This is a genomic window from Variovorax sp. YR634 (assembly GCF_900106655.1).
GTDB lineage: Bacteria > Pseudomonadota > Gammaproteobacteria > Burkholderiales > Burkholderiaceae_C > Variovorax.
The window spans coordinates 42575-57174 of sequence record NZ_FNOL01000014.1; the positions used below are offsets into that span (position 1 = coordinate 42575).

The 14600-nt window shown below is 66.7% G+C and carries 17 protein-coding genes; 4 read left to right on the top strand and 13 right to left on the bottom strand.

Translation table 11 applies throughout. From position 1 onward, the window contains the following. Positions 1-29: 29 nt before the first annotated feature. The 5 genes from BLV60_RS21795 to BLV60_RS21815 form a co-directional block, all read right to left on the bottom strand. Positions 30-1214 (bottom strand): PilW family protein, encoded by a 1185-nt coding sequence (locus BLV60_RS21795; protein WP_093057374.1) that lies wholly within the window; start codon positions 1212-1214, stop codon positions 30-32. An 8-nt stretch (positions 1215-1222) separates the two neighbouring features. Beyond that, a complete protein-coding gene (pilV, locus tag BLV60_RS21800; protein ID WP_093057375.1) occupies positions 1223-1681 on the bottom strand; it encodes a type IV pilus modification protein PilV in 459 nt (152 codons plus the stop codon). 2 nt (positions 1682-1683) lie between these two features. Next, positions 1684-2304, bottom strand: coding sequence for a GspH/FimT family pseudopilin (locus BLV60_RS21805; RefSeq protein ID WP_093057376.1), 621 nt, complete (start codon positions 2302-2304; stop codon positions 1684-1686). Next, the gene (locus BLV60_RS21810; protein WP_093057377.1) at positions 2304-2774 is read right to left on the bottom strand and encodes a type IV pilin protein; all 471 of its coding nucleotides are present in this window, start codon (positions 2772-2774) and stop codon (positions 2304-2306) included. The genes BLV60_RS21805 and BLV60_RS21810 overlap by 1 nt, the downstream gene beginning before the upstream one ends. A 179-nt stretch (positions 2775-2953) precedes the next feature. Next, positions 2954-3184: a hypothetical protein gene (locus tag BLV60_RS21815; RefSeq protein WP_143042628.1), complete on the bottom strand. Its 231-nt coding sequence runs from the start codon at positions 3182-3184 to the stop codon at positions 2954-2956. A 144-nt stretch (positions 3185-3328) separates the two neighbouring features. Here BLV60_RS21815 and BLV60_RS21820 point away from each other — a divergent pair, with 144 nt between their 5' ends. Further along, on the top strand, positions 3329-3838 hold the full coding sequence (locus BLV60_RS21820) for a tetratricopeptide repeat protein (protein WP_256329449.1): 510 nt from the start codon (positions 3329-3331) through the stop codon (positions 3836-3838). A gap of 125 nt (positions 3839-3963) precedes the next feature. Further along, positions 3964-4191 (top strand): hypothetical protein, encoded by a 228-nt coding sequence (locus BLV60_RS21825; RefSeq protein ID WP_093057380.1) that lies wholly within the window; start codon positions 3964-3966, stop codon positions 4189-4191. A gap of 54 nt (positions 4192-4245) precedes the next feature. Here BLV60_RS21825 and BLV60_RS21830 read toward each other — a convergent pair whose 3' ends face one another. Both BLV60_RS21830 and BLV60_RS21835 read right to left on the bottom strand, forming a co-directional pair. Further along, entirely contained in the window at positions 4246-4734 is a 489-nt protein-coding gene (locus BLV60_RS21830) for a pilin (protein WP_093057381.1), read from the bottom strand. A 225-nt stretch (positions 4735-4959) separates the two neighbouring features. Further along, complete coding sequence (locus BLV60_RS21835) at positions 4960-7179, bottom strand: ATP-binding protein (protein ID WP_093057382.1); 2220 nt, start codon at positions 7177-7179, stop codon at positions 4960-4962. Positions 7180-7403: 224 nt separating this feature from the next. Between BLV60_RS21835 and BLV60_RS21840 the strand changes: the two genes are divergently transcribed. Further along, positions 7404-8210: a response regulator gene (locus BLV60_RS21840; protein ID WP_093057383.1), complete on the top strand. Its 807-nt coding sequence runs from the start codon at positions 7404-7406 to the stop codon at positions 8208-8210. Between the two features lie 20 nt (positions 8211-8230). Further along, positions 8231-8530, top strand: coding sequence for a hypothetical protein (locus tag BLV60_RS21845; protein ID WP_176928872.1), 300 nt, complete (start codon positions 8231-8233; stop codon positions 8528-8530). Here BLV60_RS21845 and BLV60_RS21850 read toward each other — a convergent pair. From BLV60_RS21850 to BLV60_RS21875, 6 genes are all read right to left on the bottom strand, one after another. Further along, the gene (locus BLV60_RS21850) at positions 8475-9068 is read right to left on the bottom strand and encodes a response regulator (protein WP_176928874.1); all 594 of its coding nucleotides are present in this window, start codon (positions 9066-9068) and stop codon (positions 8475-8477) included. The genes BLV60_RS21845 and BLV60_RS21850 overlap by 56 nt on opposite strands. Before the next feature lie 42 nt (positions 9069-9110). Next, the gene (locus BLV60_RS21855; protein WP_093057386.1) at positions 9111-9491 is read right to left on the bottom strand and encodes a hypothetical protein; all 381 of its coding nucleotides are present in this window, start codon (positions 9489-9491) and stop codon (positions 9111-9113) included. Positions 9492-9630: 139 nt separating this feature from the next. After that, complete coding sequence (locus BLV60_RS21860; RefSeq protein WP_093057492.1) at positions 9631-11721, bottom strand: TonB-dependent siderophore receptor; 2091 nt, start codon at positions 11719-11721, stop codon at positions 9631-9633. A gap of 193 nt (positions 11722-11914) precedes the next feature. Then, positions 11915-12187, bottom strand: coding sequence for a hypothetical protein (locus BLV60_RS21865; protein ID WP_093057387.1), 273 nt, complete (start codon positions 12185-12187; stop codon positions 11915-11917). A 77-nt stretch (positions 12188-12264) separates the two neighbouring features. Next, complete coding sequence (locus BLV60_RS21870) at positions 12265-13056, bottom strand: fumarylacetoacetate hydrolase family protein (RefSeq protein ID WP_093057388.1); 792 nt, start codon at positions 13054-13056, stop codon at positions 12265-12267. Between the two features lie 165 nt (positions 13057-13221). After that, positions 13222-14598, bottom strand: a complete 1377-nt coding sequence (locus tag BLV60_RS21875; protein WP_093057389.1) for an amidase — start codon at positions 14596-14598, stop codon at positions 13222-13224. Positions 14599-14600 lie beyond the last annotated feature (2 nt).

Sequence of the window (14600 nt, forward strand, 5' to 3'; positions counted from 1 at the left end):
ACTCTGCCTGCGTTGCCTGCGCTGTGGGCTCAGCATGCGACGTCTCCGCTCTGGTAGGTGACCTGGTTGCCGTTCCAGATGATGTCGCGCAGCGGCACCGTGGTCTCGATGGTCTTGTAGCGGTAGTGCTTCCAATCCGAGTTGGTGCTGAGGTCGATCGCCAGGGCGGTGGGCGTCACGGTGGTCAGCGTGCTGGTGGTGCTGGTGTTGGCGCTGCTGCCGGACCAGGTGGGTGCGGTGGTGGTGACCGAGTCCTTGTCGTATTGCTGGCTGCGCGCGACCACCGCGAGCCGCAGGCCAACCACCCGCAGCCAGCCACAGTAGCTGGACAGGCCCGAGGTATCGCTCGTGCTGCCGGGGGTGGTCTGGTCGTAGCTGTCGACCACGCCGTCCATCTTCGGGGTGCTCAGGTCGCTGGTGTCGCGGCCGTACTGGGCCCGCAGGCTGGCGACGTGACTGGCCACCGGAACCCAGACGCTGCTGTTGAGCGTGGTGGTGTAGCTGGTGTCGCCGCAGTTGTAGGCCGCGTAGTCGCACACGGTGAGGTTGCCGTTGCGGATCGCATAGGCATGGATGACAGGGGCGGCCCCCAGGTTGTAGACGGCGGCCTCCGCTGACGCCAGGCCCGCGGTGCCGCTGGACACAGTCAGCACATAGCTTGCAATGGCAGTCACCTTGCCCAGAGTCATGGCGCATGAAGAGGTGCTGTCGCGCGTGGTCGAGGCGGCCATCACCCAGTCACCCGTGGCGAAGGACGACGGGGTGGTCACGGTGTAGCTGGTTGCGGTGCTGGTGCCCGCGAGAGCGTCCCCCTCGGTGGGGCTGGCTGAACTGCCGCTGACGACCAGCAGCGTGTCGGTGCCGGTGTCGCCCGCGGGCACCAGCGAAGTGCCGGGATTGACCGTGACCGGGGCCAGCGACGACAGCGTGACGCTCTTGCTGTCGGAGGTCGTGGTGTACGTGAGACTGCAGCCCAGCAGCGTGTAGGCACTGATGCCAAGGCCGGCCTGGCTCAGTTCACGCGTCAGGATGTGGGTGGCCGTGGCGCCGTTGATTTCAGCGTCGCCGCTGGTGCTGGTCAGCCGCTGCTGTGTGCTTGTGGAGTACAGCAACTGCACAACGATCAGCACCGCCAGCATGCCGACCAGCAGGCCGACCATGAGTTCGATGATGCTGAAGCCGTGCTGGCTGCGAATGGGGCGTGGGGCGGGCATGAAGGTTCTCACGGCTTCATCTGGGCCATGGCCACGTACTGGTGGGCGCTGCTGTCGCCTGGGCCTTTCCAGTAGATGGTGATGGTGGCCAGACTGCTGCTGACGGCCGAGCTGCCGCCGCCGGCTACCGTGCTGAAAGTGACGGTCGGCGGCAGGCTGCCGATGCCCGGCAGGTTCGATTTGTCGACGGTGGCCTTCCAGCTCGTGTAGCCCGTGCCGGCGGCCGTGCTCCCGTAGTTGGCCTGGAGGGTGGCCGCTGTGCGGTCGCTCATCCACATGCGGCTGATCAGGTCGCTGGCGAGCATGGCGGCGGTCGTACGGAATTCGGCGCCAGTAGCGGTGCGCGCCGCGCTGGCATAGAGGCCGGTGATGCCCAGCAGGCCGACGGCGAAGATGAGCAGCGCGGCCATCACCTCGATGAGGGTGAAGCCGCCCATGGCGGATGAAGGTGTTTGGCGGCGCGGCATGGTCAGCAGGTCATGGGGTCGGTGCTCCCGCTGCGCGCGGGGTCGCAGATGCGGGTATCACCGCCCGGCGAGACGATCACGTTCAGGCAGCGCACCGAGCCGCCGGAGGCGACGCAGGTGCTGCTGGCGCTGGTCAGCTGCACCGTCAGCGTGGCGACCGACGTGGTCGGGTTGCTCGTGGCCGACTGGCGGCCCAATGCATCGAAGCCTACGGTGCTGCGCGTTGCGGTGAGCACCAGATCCGAGCTCTTGCTGGATTCGATCGGGCTCTTGCTGATCAGGTAGGGCGTGCTGGTGGCGCTCGGGGCATTGCCGCAGGCGCCGGCCGGTGTCTGGGAGATGCCGGCGTTCACCACCCAGATCGCCACGCTGGTACTCAACGCGCAACTGGCGTCCAGTGAGCTGACGAACTGCAATCGCGTGCCGGTGTTGCGGCGGATGGCTTCCGCCCTGGCCGTCTGCAGATCGGAGCGCAGCGACTCGGCCGTGCTGCGCAGGCGGTTGTTGCGTGTCCAGTCACTGAACCCGGGTGCGGCCAGCAAAGTCAGGATCGCCAAGAGCGTGATAGCCACCATCAACTCGATCAAGCTGAACCCCGCCGACGAAGGCTGCCGCATGCGCATCAGCAACTCCCGCCCCTAGTTGTGATCCAGCAGCTCGACGAGGTTGCGGTCCATCCGGAAACGCCGGTGATGGTGGTAGTCCGCGTGCCGTCCTGGTCGATGGTGTAGACGAAGCCGGCCATGGTGGACGTGCCGGTGGCAGTGATGGTGTAGCTCGTGGACGAACTGGGCGAGCAGGTGAGCGTGAAGTACTTCAGGTTGGTATTCGAGATGCTCACGCCGCATGCACTGGTGGACCCGGTGGCGTAGTAGCTCTTGGCATCCTGGAACCACTGCTCCATCTTTGCGTTGCTGGCAGAGAGATTGGAGGTCGCCTCCGGGATGCGGCCGCGCCGGACGTAGTCCGTGTAGGAGGGCAGGGCGAGGGACGCCAGGATCGCCACGATCGCCACGGTGACCATCACCTCGATCAAGGTGAAGCCGGGCGCTCGCGCACGGAGCTCTGGAGGCTTCTTCTGCAGCCGCGTCATGGTGGTTCTTCTCCTCGTGTACCGGAAGCAATCAGAAACTTCCTGGACGCCGAGTCGAACATGCAATTTGGGAGAAAGCTGGCTGATGCGTTGGGGTTTGTGTGCGCGCGGGTGCAGTGAATCCGACGTTTCTCCGACTTTGTTGCCCAGCATCACTGCTGTATCGGATCGACCGATGTTCAGGAGAAGTGATCGATGAAAAAGAAGATGTTGCTGTCCCTTGGGATTGCGTGTCTGGTGGGATGTTCGGCCGCGGCTTGGGCTGCGTCGACGACCACGGAAAGCAGCAGTGCAAGCACCGGCAGCACTGGCGGCAATTCAGCGGTTGATGCTGCGTTGAAGACCTGCGCGGCCAGCGTGGCCAAGGATTCGAACGGCGGCCCCGACGAGACCGCGATGACCGCGTGCATGACCAAGGCAGGCTTCACCAAGCCCGCGCAGGACGGCGGCAGGCCACCACCCCCTGGCAGTGCATCCCGGAAATGACGGTACGGCAGCGGCTGCCTCGCAGCAGCCGACGCCGGAAGGCGACTGAGAGCGAGACGTTGCCGCATGTGCACGACGGCCTCGAGCCCGAGGGCGGCCCGGAGCTGAGGTCGGACGCCATCAGCCTCGAGGCCGCCATCGCGATGACCGGCATCAGCAAGCGCACGCTGTGGCGTCGCGTGTCCGACGGCACCATCGCCAAGCACAAGGAAGACGCACGGGGACGGGCGATGCTCGCCTTCGCGCAAATCGTTGGTCTGATCAAGCTCGAGCTGTCTGACGAAGACCTGCACATGATCGTGAAGGCCGACAGCGGTGATGCGAATGCGCAGGCCGATGTCGGCGGGATGTTCTTCGTCGCGGGCCACTTCAATGCGGCCGTCTACTGGTTCGACCTGGCGGCTGCGCAAGGCAATGCCGATGCTATGCAGTGGCTAGGCAACTGCCATGCATCGGGCCTGGGCGTGCCGAAGGACGACAGCCTCGCAATCATGTGGATTGCCAAGGCGGCGTCGTTGGGGCATCCGGTGGCTTGCCAGCAGATTCAGGGCATGAGGGCGGGATGCGGCGAGCCGTAGGCATGCGGTTGGCTGCGTGGATTGTTTGCCCTGCACTCGTACTCACAGCACTGGCAGCTTGCGGAGGCTCACGTAGGCCTGGTGATGAGCCGGCCGATTTCGGTGCGGATGTCGCGGTGCGCAGCATGATCGTCGCGCAGCAGAAATGCAATGCGGCGGGAGTGCCGGATCTCTACGAGTGTGCTGACGCGCCGCCTTCGTCAACAGGTGAGCGACTGGCGGCTCGCGCGGCGCTCGATATGTATCAGCTCTTTCAGCGAGGCTGTCTCGATACCACGGGTGCGGGGCAGTGCGAGGCGCTGGTGGAGGCCGCATACCGCAAGGCCAGCGCGCAACAGATCTCGTCGCCCTGACGCAGACGCAAAAAAGCCGCCAGAAGGCGGCTTGCGTTAAGCGATGCGGCTGAATCAGGTGCCGTTAGGGCAGCCCGCCGGTGCGTACTTCGAGTCAGCCGTAGTCTTGCAGCTCCAGCTGCCTTCGGCGGTACGAGTCCAGGTGATCGTGAAGGGGGTCGTTTTCAGGATTGCAGCCGCTTGGCCGGCGAAGCTGCCTGCAATGGTGCCGGTGGTAGTCAGAGCGACAGTATTTGTGGTGGATGTGCCGAGTGACGTGCCAGCCGTCGAAACCAGGGGCGAGGTCAAGCTCAAGATGCCGGAGCTGGTGGCGCCAAGGTCGCAGGCAGCCACAGCAGTCATTCCATTGTTCAGGCAATCTTCATACGCCGTCTTCAGGGCGCCGGTTTCCCCCATGGCGCGGGCTACTTGCGATTTCGCGACGTAGGTCTGGTACTGCGGAATCGCAATAGCAGCCAGAATGCCGATGATCGCCACGACGATCATCAACTCGATGAGGGTGAAACCCTTTTGCACGTTGCGTGCGAAGGAACGATGGTTCATTGTGAAACTCCTGCGGTTGAGAAAAGTGCGCCCGGAAAAACTCACCGGGACGAGCTTCTTTCTGCAGTCCGCATGCCACCCGTCCTGCGGTGGTTCATGCGTGTTTCGACAGGTGTTTCAGGAGGTAAAGGCGCGGACCCGTTCGTGCCGCTTCACTATGACGCGCGGCGGCGCGTGCCATGGCATCTGAAGGGTGGTGTCATCGCGCGTGTGCGCCGGCTTTGCTCAGTGCGCCGCAGACGCCAGCCGTTGTGCCTCGAGCGCCAGCGGTACGCGAACCTGCGCAACAAGCCCGTGTGAGCCGGATCTCAGCACGACATCGCCACCATGCGCGCGCGCGATGGAGCGGCATACCGCCAGACCAAGGCCGCTGCCCGCAGCACGCGAGGACCGCGCCTGCGCAGTCCGATAGAACGGCTTGAACACCTGCTCGATTTCGTTTGCGGGCAGCCCCGGCCCACGATCGCCGATCTCGACCACGGCGTCATGCCCATCGGTGAACAGCCGCACGCGTGCCAGGTGCCCGTACTTGACGGCGTTCTCGATCAGGTTGTCGAGCACGCGGCGCATGCCGATCGGGTCGACCTCCACCTGCGCGCTCTCGACGCGTCGCAGCTGCACGTTCTTGCCGACGAAGATGGCCTGCTCGACCACGTCCTCGACAAGGCTCGAGAGGTCCATGCGCTCTCGCGCGCTCACCACCGAGGCATCGCGGATGAAGCTGAGCACGGAGCCGATCATCAGCTCCATCTCCTGGACGTCTTCGAGCATGCCGGCGCGTACATCGTCGGGCACGTCCTCGATGCGAAAGCGCAGCCGCGTGAGGGGCGTGCGCAGGTCGTGGCTGATGGCGCCGATCATCACCGTGCGGTCGTCGACGAAGCTGCGCAGCCGCGCCTGCATGCGGTTGAAGGCCTGTGCTGCGCGACCGATCTCGGCGGGGCCCTCCAGTGCCAGCACCGGCGCCGCAGGGTCGCGCCCCAGCTGGTCGGCCGCGCGTGCGAAGCCGGCAATCGGCCGCACCAGCCGGCGCGAGAACAGCCAGCCCGCGGGGGCGACGATTGCCGCGGCGATCAGGAACCACAGCAGCACGCGGCGCTGCCATGCGTTCGGAAAAGACTCGGGCACCGGCTGCACGACCACCCAACTGCCTTCGGGCGTGTAGACCGCGGCGATGAAGTCGCCTTCGACGAACGGCGCGGGAGCGAGCCCGAAGAGGCCGCGCGCGGCGGGGCGTTCGTTGTCGGTGGTCGCAATGGGCGTCGTGATCGTCGTGTCGGTGTCTCTGGACGCACGGGGCGGTTCGGCGGGGGTGACGACGCGTGGCGGTGCAGCCGCGGTCGCCGGTGGCGTGCTGGCCGAGGACGGCCGCGTGGCGGGCTTGGCGCGCGGCGACTGCGCGGGAGGGGCTGCAACAGGCGCCTCAGCCCTGGCGGGGGCCTCGTGGCGTGGGTGGCTTTCGATGACCGGCGGCAAGGCTCGCATGGAGGGCCCTGACTGTATGGAAGGGGCTCCGGGCTGGCCTTGGGCGGGACCCGATGGCGGCGCCGTGGGCGAGAGGCCTGGTGGAGGGGCGGCACCGGGCGCGCCCGGCGCGGTCGTTGAGCCTGGTGCAGTCGCCGAGCCCGGCGTGGTCGCCGTGTTCGGTGCCGCCGATCCGGGCGATGGCGGTGTGCCGACGGGGCCTGCGCCGCTACCAGGGGGCGCCGCTACCGTGCTGCCTGGAGGGTTTCCGGCCGCGGGCGTGGGGGCGGATGTACCGACTGGTGCATCCGGTGCAGTGGCCGGCGCGTTGCCCGGCGCGGAATTCGTTGTCGTGCCGCCAGGCGGCGGCGGTGGAGTGCCTGTGGTGTTCCCTCTCGGGCCCCTGTCAGTGCCGAAGCCGCCGCCCGAGGGGCCCATCCCACCCGGAAACGCCATGCCTCCAGGTCCACCGGGACCTCCCGGTCCGCCACCGCCGCCCCCCGGCCCACCCCTCGCCTGGACCCGCAGAAAGCCGGCTCCGGCGAAGGTATCGGCGATGCGGCGCGGCACCGGCTGCGCTGCGTCATGCCCGTTCTCCGTCGCCGCGACAGGCCCTGTGGTGCCCGCGAACGGCAGCGGCGTGAAGAAGTACAGCCGTACCTCTGCCTCGTCGCGCGTCAGCAGCTGCGCCAGGTCGCGCCGCGAGCGTTCGGAGGTCAGCCAGCCTTGTCCCTTGGGTTGGGGCGCGTTCGCCTGCAGCGTGCGCTGCAGCAGGTTCGCGTTGCGGCCTTCGGCGCTCCGGCCAGACAGCACGCGCGCGATGTCGCCCATCTCCCATTGGCGCTGTGGTTGCGGCGGGAGCAGCACGGTCAGCGCCAGTGTCACGACTTGCGCCACCACCAGCCCGCCCAGCAGCAGGCCCATGATTTGCCACGCGAGCGGCGGGCCCGACCAGCGGCGCGCGGTACCTTGGGAGTTCATGGGTTGATGCTGGCACGGACGGGAAGCGATGTCACGCCGGCATGGCTCGATCTTTGCGTTCCCATCTTTTTTCTCCCAGCTGTCAGCGCGCATGCGCGAGGCGGGGGGGCATGCGCAAACGTTCGAGCGCACGAGTCTGTGAAGCGGATGTTGCAGCCGGATTTCAGCGCATTGCAAATTATTTCAAGGCTCGCGGGGCTTCGGGCGGAGGCCGCGCCCGGCCTATGATCCGCTACCCGATCCGCCGTAACGTGAACCTGTCTACCCGAATCCTCATCGTCGACGACGACGCCGGCATCCGCAGCCTGGTGGCGTCCTTCCTGGAGAAGCACGGCTTCCATGTCGATGCGGCCGGCCATCCCGCGGAGATGCGCGAGCGGCTCGCGCAGGCCGACTACGCGCTGATCGTGCTCGACGTGATGATGCCCGGCGAAGACGGCCTGAGCGCGCTGCGCGAGCTGCAGCGCATCGGCGGGCCGCCCGTCATCATGCTGTCGGCCGTGGGCACGGACATCGACCGCATCGTGGGCCTGGAGATCGGCGCAGAAGACTACCTGGCCAAGCCCTGCAATCCGCGCGAACTGCTGGCGCGCATCCGCACCGTGCTGCGCCGCACTGCGCATGCGGCCGCTGTCGGATTGCCGGCGCAACAATCCGTGCCGCCGCCTTCTGGCACGCCTGCGGCGCAAGAAGCGCAGCAGCCGGAGGTGCTGTACTTCGCAGGCTGGCGCATGGACCTCGAAACCCGGCTGCTGCATGACCCGCAAGACCGCCCGGTGGACCTCTCCGACGGCGAGTTCCGCCTGCTGCGCGCGCTGGTGCAGCACCCGCGGCGGGTGCTGACGCGCGACCAGCTGGTGCAGTACGCGCTCGGCGCCGAGAGCGATTCGTACGACCGCGCCATCGACGTGCAGATCAGCCGCCTGCGACGCAAGCTGGCCTCCGGCGAGACGCGCGCCGACCTGATCCGCACCGTGCGCAACGAGGGCTACATGTTCGTGCCCGCCGTAACGCGCACGCGCGAAGCCTGAACCGCGATCACCGTAACACGGTGAAATTCGCAGGCAATGCGAAGACCGCAATCTCGGGGCTTCGCATTCATCACCTCTACCGACTCATGACTTCGTTCGACTGGCTGTGGGACTGGCGCACCCTGATCGCGCTGGCCGTGTGCGACGTCGCGTTGCTGGCGATGTTCCTGGCCTGGGATGCCCGGCGGCTGGCGTTCCTCCTTGCCCGGCGTTGCATCGTCGAGCACGAGCTGCCGCGCGAGAGGAAGCGCCTTCGTGTCGGTGTCAGCCTGGAAGACCGGGGCGTGTTCCCTCGGGAATCGCCGGAGTCAGGGATCTGAGCTCGAGCTTGCGGAAGGCGCCGTCCGCGTGGAAGTCGCCGGCGCGGATTGGCTCAGCCAGCGTCTCGGCGAACATGGCCACCACGTGGCGCGCCACTCGCGGGTCCAGCACTGCGCCGCCGTTCGCCAGGGCGCGCAACGCGTAGGCGATCTCGGCGTCTTCCGCCTCGCTCAGCAGGTAGCCCGTCGCCCCGGAGGCGAATGCGGACAGGGCCAGCTCACGATCGTCCGTGTCCGACAGGGCAATGATCCGGGCGCGTGGCTGCATCGCACGCACGTCGGCGATCAGCGATGCGCCGTCGCCGATCGGATAGAGCTGCATGTCGACGAACACCAGGTCGAAGGACAGCGTGTCCAGCATCGCATCGGCCTCTTCGCGCGTGGGCACAAGCACCACGCACCGTCCCGGCGCGAGGACCCCCAGGACGCTATTCAGGCGGCTCGCCACGGCGGGATCGCTTTCCACTACAAGCGCACTGAAGAAAGGCTGTGGCCGGAACACCCGCGAGGCGCCACCGGGCAGCTTGGTATCGAACACGGATGTGCTTTCTTCTGAAGTGGGCTGTCGCAAGTGGGCGTGTTAGAGCATCGTCTTCGGATGCTCGAGGCGGCCGGGCTCCTGCTTGCGCTTGCAACTGCCGCCGGCCGATGTGATCGGCGCGAGCGTCGATTGGCTGTAGTTGCCCGAAGCGCCGGCTTCACGCGCTGCGCAGCCGGTGTCGCTCGCGGCCACGAGGACGCCGAACGCCAGCGCGCCGAAGGCCAGCAGGCCCGCGAGAAGCGACAGCCAGAAGGACTTCTTCAGCCGCGGCGCAGCGACGAGGGCGGGCTGTGTTCTGCTCCAGCGTGCTTGCATGGTGAGTTCCGGGGAGTGGCGATCCGCATGCGCCAACGCCGGCAGGCCGGTGAAGCGCAGCGCGTGCGATGCGCCGTGCGGGTTGCGATGCGGGATGGTGTTCATGACCCGTATCGTGAACTTCAAAGGGGGAGAAAAATTGGATGACGGCTCCCCCGATGGCCATCGGCCGCTGCAGAAATCCAAAAGCCGGCGCGCCGTCGAAGACGGCGGCCGGCCAAGGAAGCAGAGACTGCGAGAAGGCCTAGAAGTCGAGCTTGGCGCTCAGGCTGAAGGTGCGCGGGTCGCCGGGCTTGATGTAGTTGTCGTACTGGTATTCCCAGTACTTCCGGTTCGCCACGTTGTTGATGGCCGCGCGGAAGGTCGTGTTGCGCCCGCCGATGCGCGTCGTGTAGCTCGCGCCGATGTTGGCGATGGTGTAGCCAGGCACGGTCAGCTGGTTCGCCGCGTTCAGCATGGTGTTGCCCGTGTACTTCATGTCGGCCGAGAGCTTGAGGCCCGGCACCTGCGCCACCGTGTACGACACCTGCGCCGTTGCCACCAGCTTCGGCGCACCCGCCACGCGGTTGCCGACATAGCTGCTGCCGCGCTCGTAGGAGCTGTCGAGCAGCATCAGGTTGCCGCCGATCTGCCACTGCGAGCCCAGTCGCGTGGAAGCGCCGAGCTCCAGGCCCTGGTAGATCGACTGGCCGTCCTGCACCAGCACGTTGGAGCTGTTGGCGTATTCGGCGCCGCGCTCGATGCGGAACAGCGCGGCCGTGGCGCTCCAGCGTTCGCGCTCGGTCTTTACGCCCAGTTCGTACTGGCGGCTCTTCAGCGGGTTGAGCAGCGCGCCGTCGTTGGCGTAGAGGTTGCTCACCGTGCTGCCGGGCTCCAGCGATTCGACATAGCTGGTGTACAGCGTGGTGTCGGGCGCGGGCTTGTACATCAGCGCCAGCGTGGGCGTGATCACGCCGCTCTTGCGGTAGGTGGAGTTCTGCAGGCCGGTGGTGTCGTAGCCGACCTGTTCGTAGGTAGTGCTGCGCAGGCCGGCCAGCACCGACCACTTCTCGGACAGCTTCATCGTGTCGCTCGCGAACACGGCGCGCTGCGTGATGTCGCTGTTGCGGTAGGGCGTGAGGTTCGTCACGCTGTTGTAGCTGTTGATGTTCTGTCCGAAGATGCTGCCGGTGCCCACCAGCTGGTAGACAGCGTTGCTGCTGTAGTAGTTGACCTGCTTCTGCCACGACGCGCCCAGCGTCACCTGGTGCTCGAAGTCGCCGGTGCGCAGCTTGCCCGTGGCCATGGCCTGCCACTGGTTGAAGCGGTGGCCTTCTTCGCTGTCGGAGCGGTAGTCGTCGTAGCTGCCGCTGGCGTCCTGCAGGTAGGAGATGCCTTCGTTGCGGCTTCGCGTGGCGCTGCTGTGGCTGTAGCTGGTGCTGAGCGTCCAGTCGGGCGATAGCTGGTATTGCAGGCCGGTCGAATAGAGCCTGAAGTCGGTGGCAAGGTGCTGGCCAGGGCCGACGAGGCTCGCGTTGTTGGCGCTGATCGTGGACGGCAGGCTCGTGCCCGTGTAGCTGCCCAGGTAGATCGATGGCGTCTGGCCGGTGGAGGTGCGCTTCTGGTAGAGCGAGTCGAAGGTCCAGGTGAGCTTGTCGGTGAGCTTCGCGTCGAGCCCGAGCGACACCGAGTCGCGGCGGATGTTGCCGTCGTTGTAGGTCTTGCCTTCCTCGTGCGTGGCGTTGAGCCGGTAGCCGAAGCGGTCGTCGGTGCCGAAGCGCCCGCCCAGGTCGACGTGCTCGCTCCAGATGCCGGCGGTCTTGTAGCCGACCTCGATGCTGCGCACCGGCGTGTCGGTCGGCTTCTTCGTCACGTAGTTGACGATGCCGCCCGGCGAGCCGAAGCCGTACATGAAGCCCGACGAACCCTTGAGCAGTTCGATCTGCTCGAAGTGCTCGTAGGGCATGGTGATGGCGTAGCTCAGGAAGGGCTGGCCATTGATGCGGTAAGCGTTCTGCCAGTCCAGCGGCAGGCCGCGCACCGTGATGTAGCTGGCCCAGCTGCTGTAGGCGCCGCTGTTGTCGGACACCGACGCGTCGAGTGCGAACACGTCGCCCAGCTTCGACACCTGGCGCTCGGCCATGTCCTCGCTGGTCACGACGGTGGTGGAGAAGGGCGTTTCAAGCTGCGAGCGCGCACCGAGCGCGCCGCTGCTCACCTTGGCGCCGAGGTGCTGCTGCGAGTCGTCCTGCGATTCGGCTGTGACTGTGACGGTCGGCAGCGAAGAGGTTTCTTTGTTTTGCACCTCCTGTGCATGCGCGCGGCCGATCTGGGCGGCCGCCCACAGCACCAGCAGCGTGGCGCGCGCGGGCGGGCCGAATGCGCTGCGGCTGAATGAGGTGGGGGAGGGGACCGTGACGGTGCCGGCGGTGTTCTGGCGTCCAGGATTCAACGTTGACTCACTTCACAAATAAGAATGCTTCTCATTTTAAAGTTGAATCTCGGAGAAATCTTGGAGGCTACCCGCCGCCGGGTGCTGCTTGCCCTCGTCAGTGCCCGTTGCCAGGCGCCGGCGCCAGCCCGCGCTGCTTCAGGAAGTCATAGAGGCTGACCGCGAGCACCTGTGCAATGGGTATCGGCAGCGTCACGCGCAGCACGGCGGCCCGATGGACCGGGCACCGGTCGGAGCTGTGGTCGACGCGGCTGGCATCGAAGGTGATGTGCACGCAGCCCGCGTTGACCCAGTATCCCGAGACTTCGTCCGCGAACACCTGCGGGGCGTGCAGGTCGTCGATGTAGGTGGCTTGCGGAGGCTGGGACATGGTGGCTCTGGAGATGCAGGAGCCCCGATGATCGGCACCAATCTGGTAGGAAAAATGGTGCGACGGCCTCCGCGCCCTCAGACGATCCGCACCGACAGCTCCGGCAGCCGGTCGATGTGGATTTCGATAAGGTCGCCGCGCACCACGGGCCCGACGTTCTCCGGCGTGCCCGAGTAGATGATGTCGCCCGGCTTCAGCTCGAAGGCCTGCGACAGCCGGCTGATCTGCTCGGCCACCGACCAGATCATGTGCTTGAGCGTGGCGCTCTGCTTCGTTTGCCCGTTCACCTTGAGCCAGATCGCACCGTCGGTGAAGTGCCCGACCTTCGCCACTGGGTGGATCGGTCCGATGGGCGCCGAATGGTCGAAGCTCTTGCCGATTTCCCATGGCTTCTTCTGGTCGCCCATCTCGCGCTGCAGGTCGCGGCGCGTCATGTCGAGACCGAGCGAATAGCCGTACACGTGGTCGAGCGCCGAACTCGCCGGGATGTTGCGCCCGCCCTTGGCCAGCGCCACCACGAGCTCCACTTCGTAGTGGTAGTTCTTCGTGAGCGTGGGATAGGGGTGGTCGGCCACCACGCCGGGTGTCACGACCTGGATCGCGTCGGCCGGCTTCTGGAAGAAGAAGGGCGGCTCGCGGCTCGGGTCCGAGCCCATCTCGCGCGCATGGGCCTCGTAGTTGCGGCCGATGCAGTAGATGCGGCGCACCGGATAGACCTGCTCGCTGCCCACGATCGGGATGGTCGATGCGGCGACATCGAAAGGCGTTGCCTGCGTGCGGCTGGCGCCTGCGGGCAATGCACAACCGGCAATGGCGCCTGTGGCCATGGCGGCGGAACCGGCCAGCAGGCCGCGACGGGAAGTGATCATGAGGGTCTCCTTGTTCTATGAAGAAATGCGCGTGCCGTACCCCGCACGGCCGGTTCATTCTGGGACGGCGAACTGCTGCCCAACCGTACGCATCTACGCAAAAACAGGACAGAACCCACTTGGCGCCCGCCAAGCCTCGTGCGCGAGGCGGAAGAGAAGAAAACTTCAGCCGAGCGCGGGCTCCACCAGCCGTGCAATGGCCAGCAGGTGGTCGTCGTCGTACCAGCGGCCCGCCAGCTGCAACCCGATGGGCAGGCCGATCGCGCTCTTGCCGCAGGGCATCGAGAGCGCGGGATGGCCCGTCAGGTTCATCGGGTAGGTGTACGGATACCAGGCGCCGCGGATGGTGCCGGCGGGCCGGCCGCCGATCTCCACTTCGCCGCTCACGTCCATGTCGATGGGCAACGGCGGCGCCGAGACGGTGGGCGACACCAGCACGTCGAAGCGTTTGAAGAGCGTCTGCAATTCAGTGAAACAGCGGGTCTTGGCGAAGGTGGCGTCGTGCAGGTCCACAGCGCTGTGGCGGCGGCCCTTTTGCACGGCGTCGATCAGCGTGGCGTCCAGCCGGTCGCCGAAGCGCTCGAGGTTGGCGCCCACGCGTGCGGCCAGCATCGACTGCAGCACCACGAGGAAGTGGCGTTCGAGCGCCACGAAGTTCAGCTGCACGGTTTCGACGATGGCACCTTCGCGTTCCATCGCCTGCACGGCGGCCGTCGTCACGGCCTCGACTTCGGGGTCGATCGGGTTGCCCGCCGTGGGCAACCACGCCACGCGCAGGCCGCGCAGCGACGTGGGCATCGCACGCTGCGGCACCGGCCCGCCCAACCCATAGGGATCGCGCGCGTCGAAGCCCTTGATGACATCGAACAGCAACTGCGTGTCGGCCACGTCGCGCGCCATCGGACCGGTGAAGGAATTGGCCGAGAACAGGTCGGGCGCCTGCAGGTTCGGCACCACGCCCAGCGTGGCCTTGAGCCCGACGATGCCGCAGCACGAAGCCGGAATGCGGATGGAACCACCGCCATCGGTGCCGAGCGCGAGCGAGCCGAGGCCCGCCGCTACCGCCACCGCCGCTCCGCTGCTCGACGCACCAGGTGTGTAGCGCGCATCGATCGGGTTCAGCGTGCGGCCGAAGATCGGTGCGGTCGCCACCTGCTTGTGGCCGAACTCGGGCGTGGTCGTCTTGCCGATGAGGATGGCGCCAGCGGCCTTGGCGCGCGCCACGGCCACGGCGTCTTCCTTCGGCACGAAGTCTTCGTAGATTGCCGAGCCCATGGTGGTGCGCACGCCGGCCGTCAGCGTCAGGTCTTTCACCGAATACGGAACGCCGTGCAACGGACCGAGCGTCTCGCCGGCCATCACGGCGGCTTCGGCGCGGCGCGCGGCTTCGAGCGCCTGCTCGCCCGTCACGGTGATGAAGGCATTGAGCTCGCGGCGCGCCTCGATGCGCGAGAGCGCGTCGCGCACCGCCTCCACGGGCGAGGCTTCCTTGGTGCGGATCAGTGCGGCAAGTTCGCGTGCGCTGTGGTCCATCAGGTCCATGG

Bases quoted from the DNA above. Each gene is read 5' to 3' on its own strand.
- BLV60_RS21840 (WP_093057383.1), top strand. From the start codon at position 7,404: ATGATCCGCTACCCGATCCGCCGTAACGTGAACCTGTCTACCCGAATC.
- BLV60_RS21815 (WP_143042628.1), bottom strand. From the start codon at position 3,184: ATGCACGCGGTCATCGCGGTCTCGTCGGGGCCGCCGTTCGAATCCTTG.
- pilV (WP_093057375.1), bottom strand. From the start codon at position 1,681: ATGCCGCGCCGCCAAACACCTTCATCCGCCATGGGCGGCTTCACCCTC.
- BLV60_RS21870 (WP_093057388.1), bottom strand. From the start codon at position 13,056: ATGATCACTTCCCGTCGCGGCCTGCTGGCCGGTTCCGCCGCCATGGCC.
- BLV60_RS21830 (WP_093057381.1), bottom strand. From the start codon at position 4,734: ATGAACCATCGTTCCTTCGCACGCAACGTGCAAAAGGGTTTCACCCTC.
- BLV60_RS21875 (WP_093057389.1), bottom strand. From the start codon at position 14,598: ATGGACCTGATGGACCACAGCGCACGCGAACTTGCCGCACTGATCCGC.
- BLV60_RS21855 (WP_093057386.1), bottom strand. From the start codon at position 9,491: ATGAACACCATCCCGCATCGCAACCCGCACGGCGCATCGCACGCGCTG.
- BLV60_RS21805 (WP_093057376.1), bottom strand. From the start codon at position 2,304: ATGCGCATGCGGCAGCCTTCGTCGGCGGGGTTCAGCTTGATCGAGTTG.
- BLV60_RS21795 (WP_093057374.1), bottom strand. From the start codon at position 1,214: ATGCCCGCCCCACGCCCCATTCGCAGCCAGCACGGCTTCAGCATCATC.
- BLV60_RS21810 (WP_093057377.1), bottom strand. From the start codon at position 2,774: ATGACGCGGCTGCAGAAGAAGCCTCCAGAGCTCCGTGCGCGAGCGCCC.
- BLV60_RS21865 (WP_093057387.1), bottom strand. From the start codon at position 12,187: ATGTCCCAGCCTCCGCAAGCCACCTACATCGACGACCTGCACGCCCCG.
- BLV60_RS21825 (WP_093057380.1), top strand. From the start codon at position 3,964: ATGATCGTCGCGCAGCAGAAATGCAATGCGGCGGGAGTGCCGGATCTC.
- BLV60_RS21835 (WP_093057382.1), bottom strand. From the start codon at position 7,179: ATGAACTCCCAAGGTACCGCGCGCCGCTGGTCGGGCCCGCCGCTCGCG.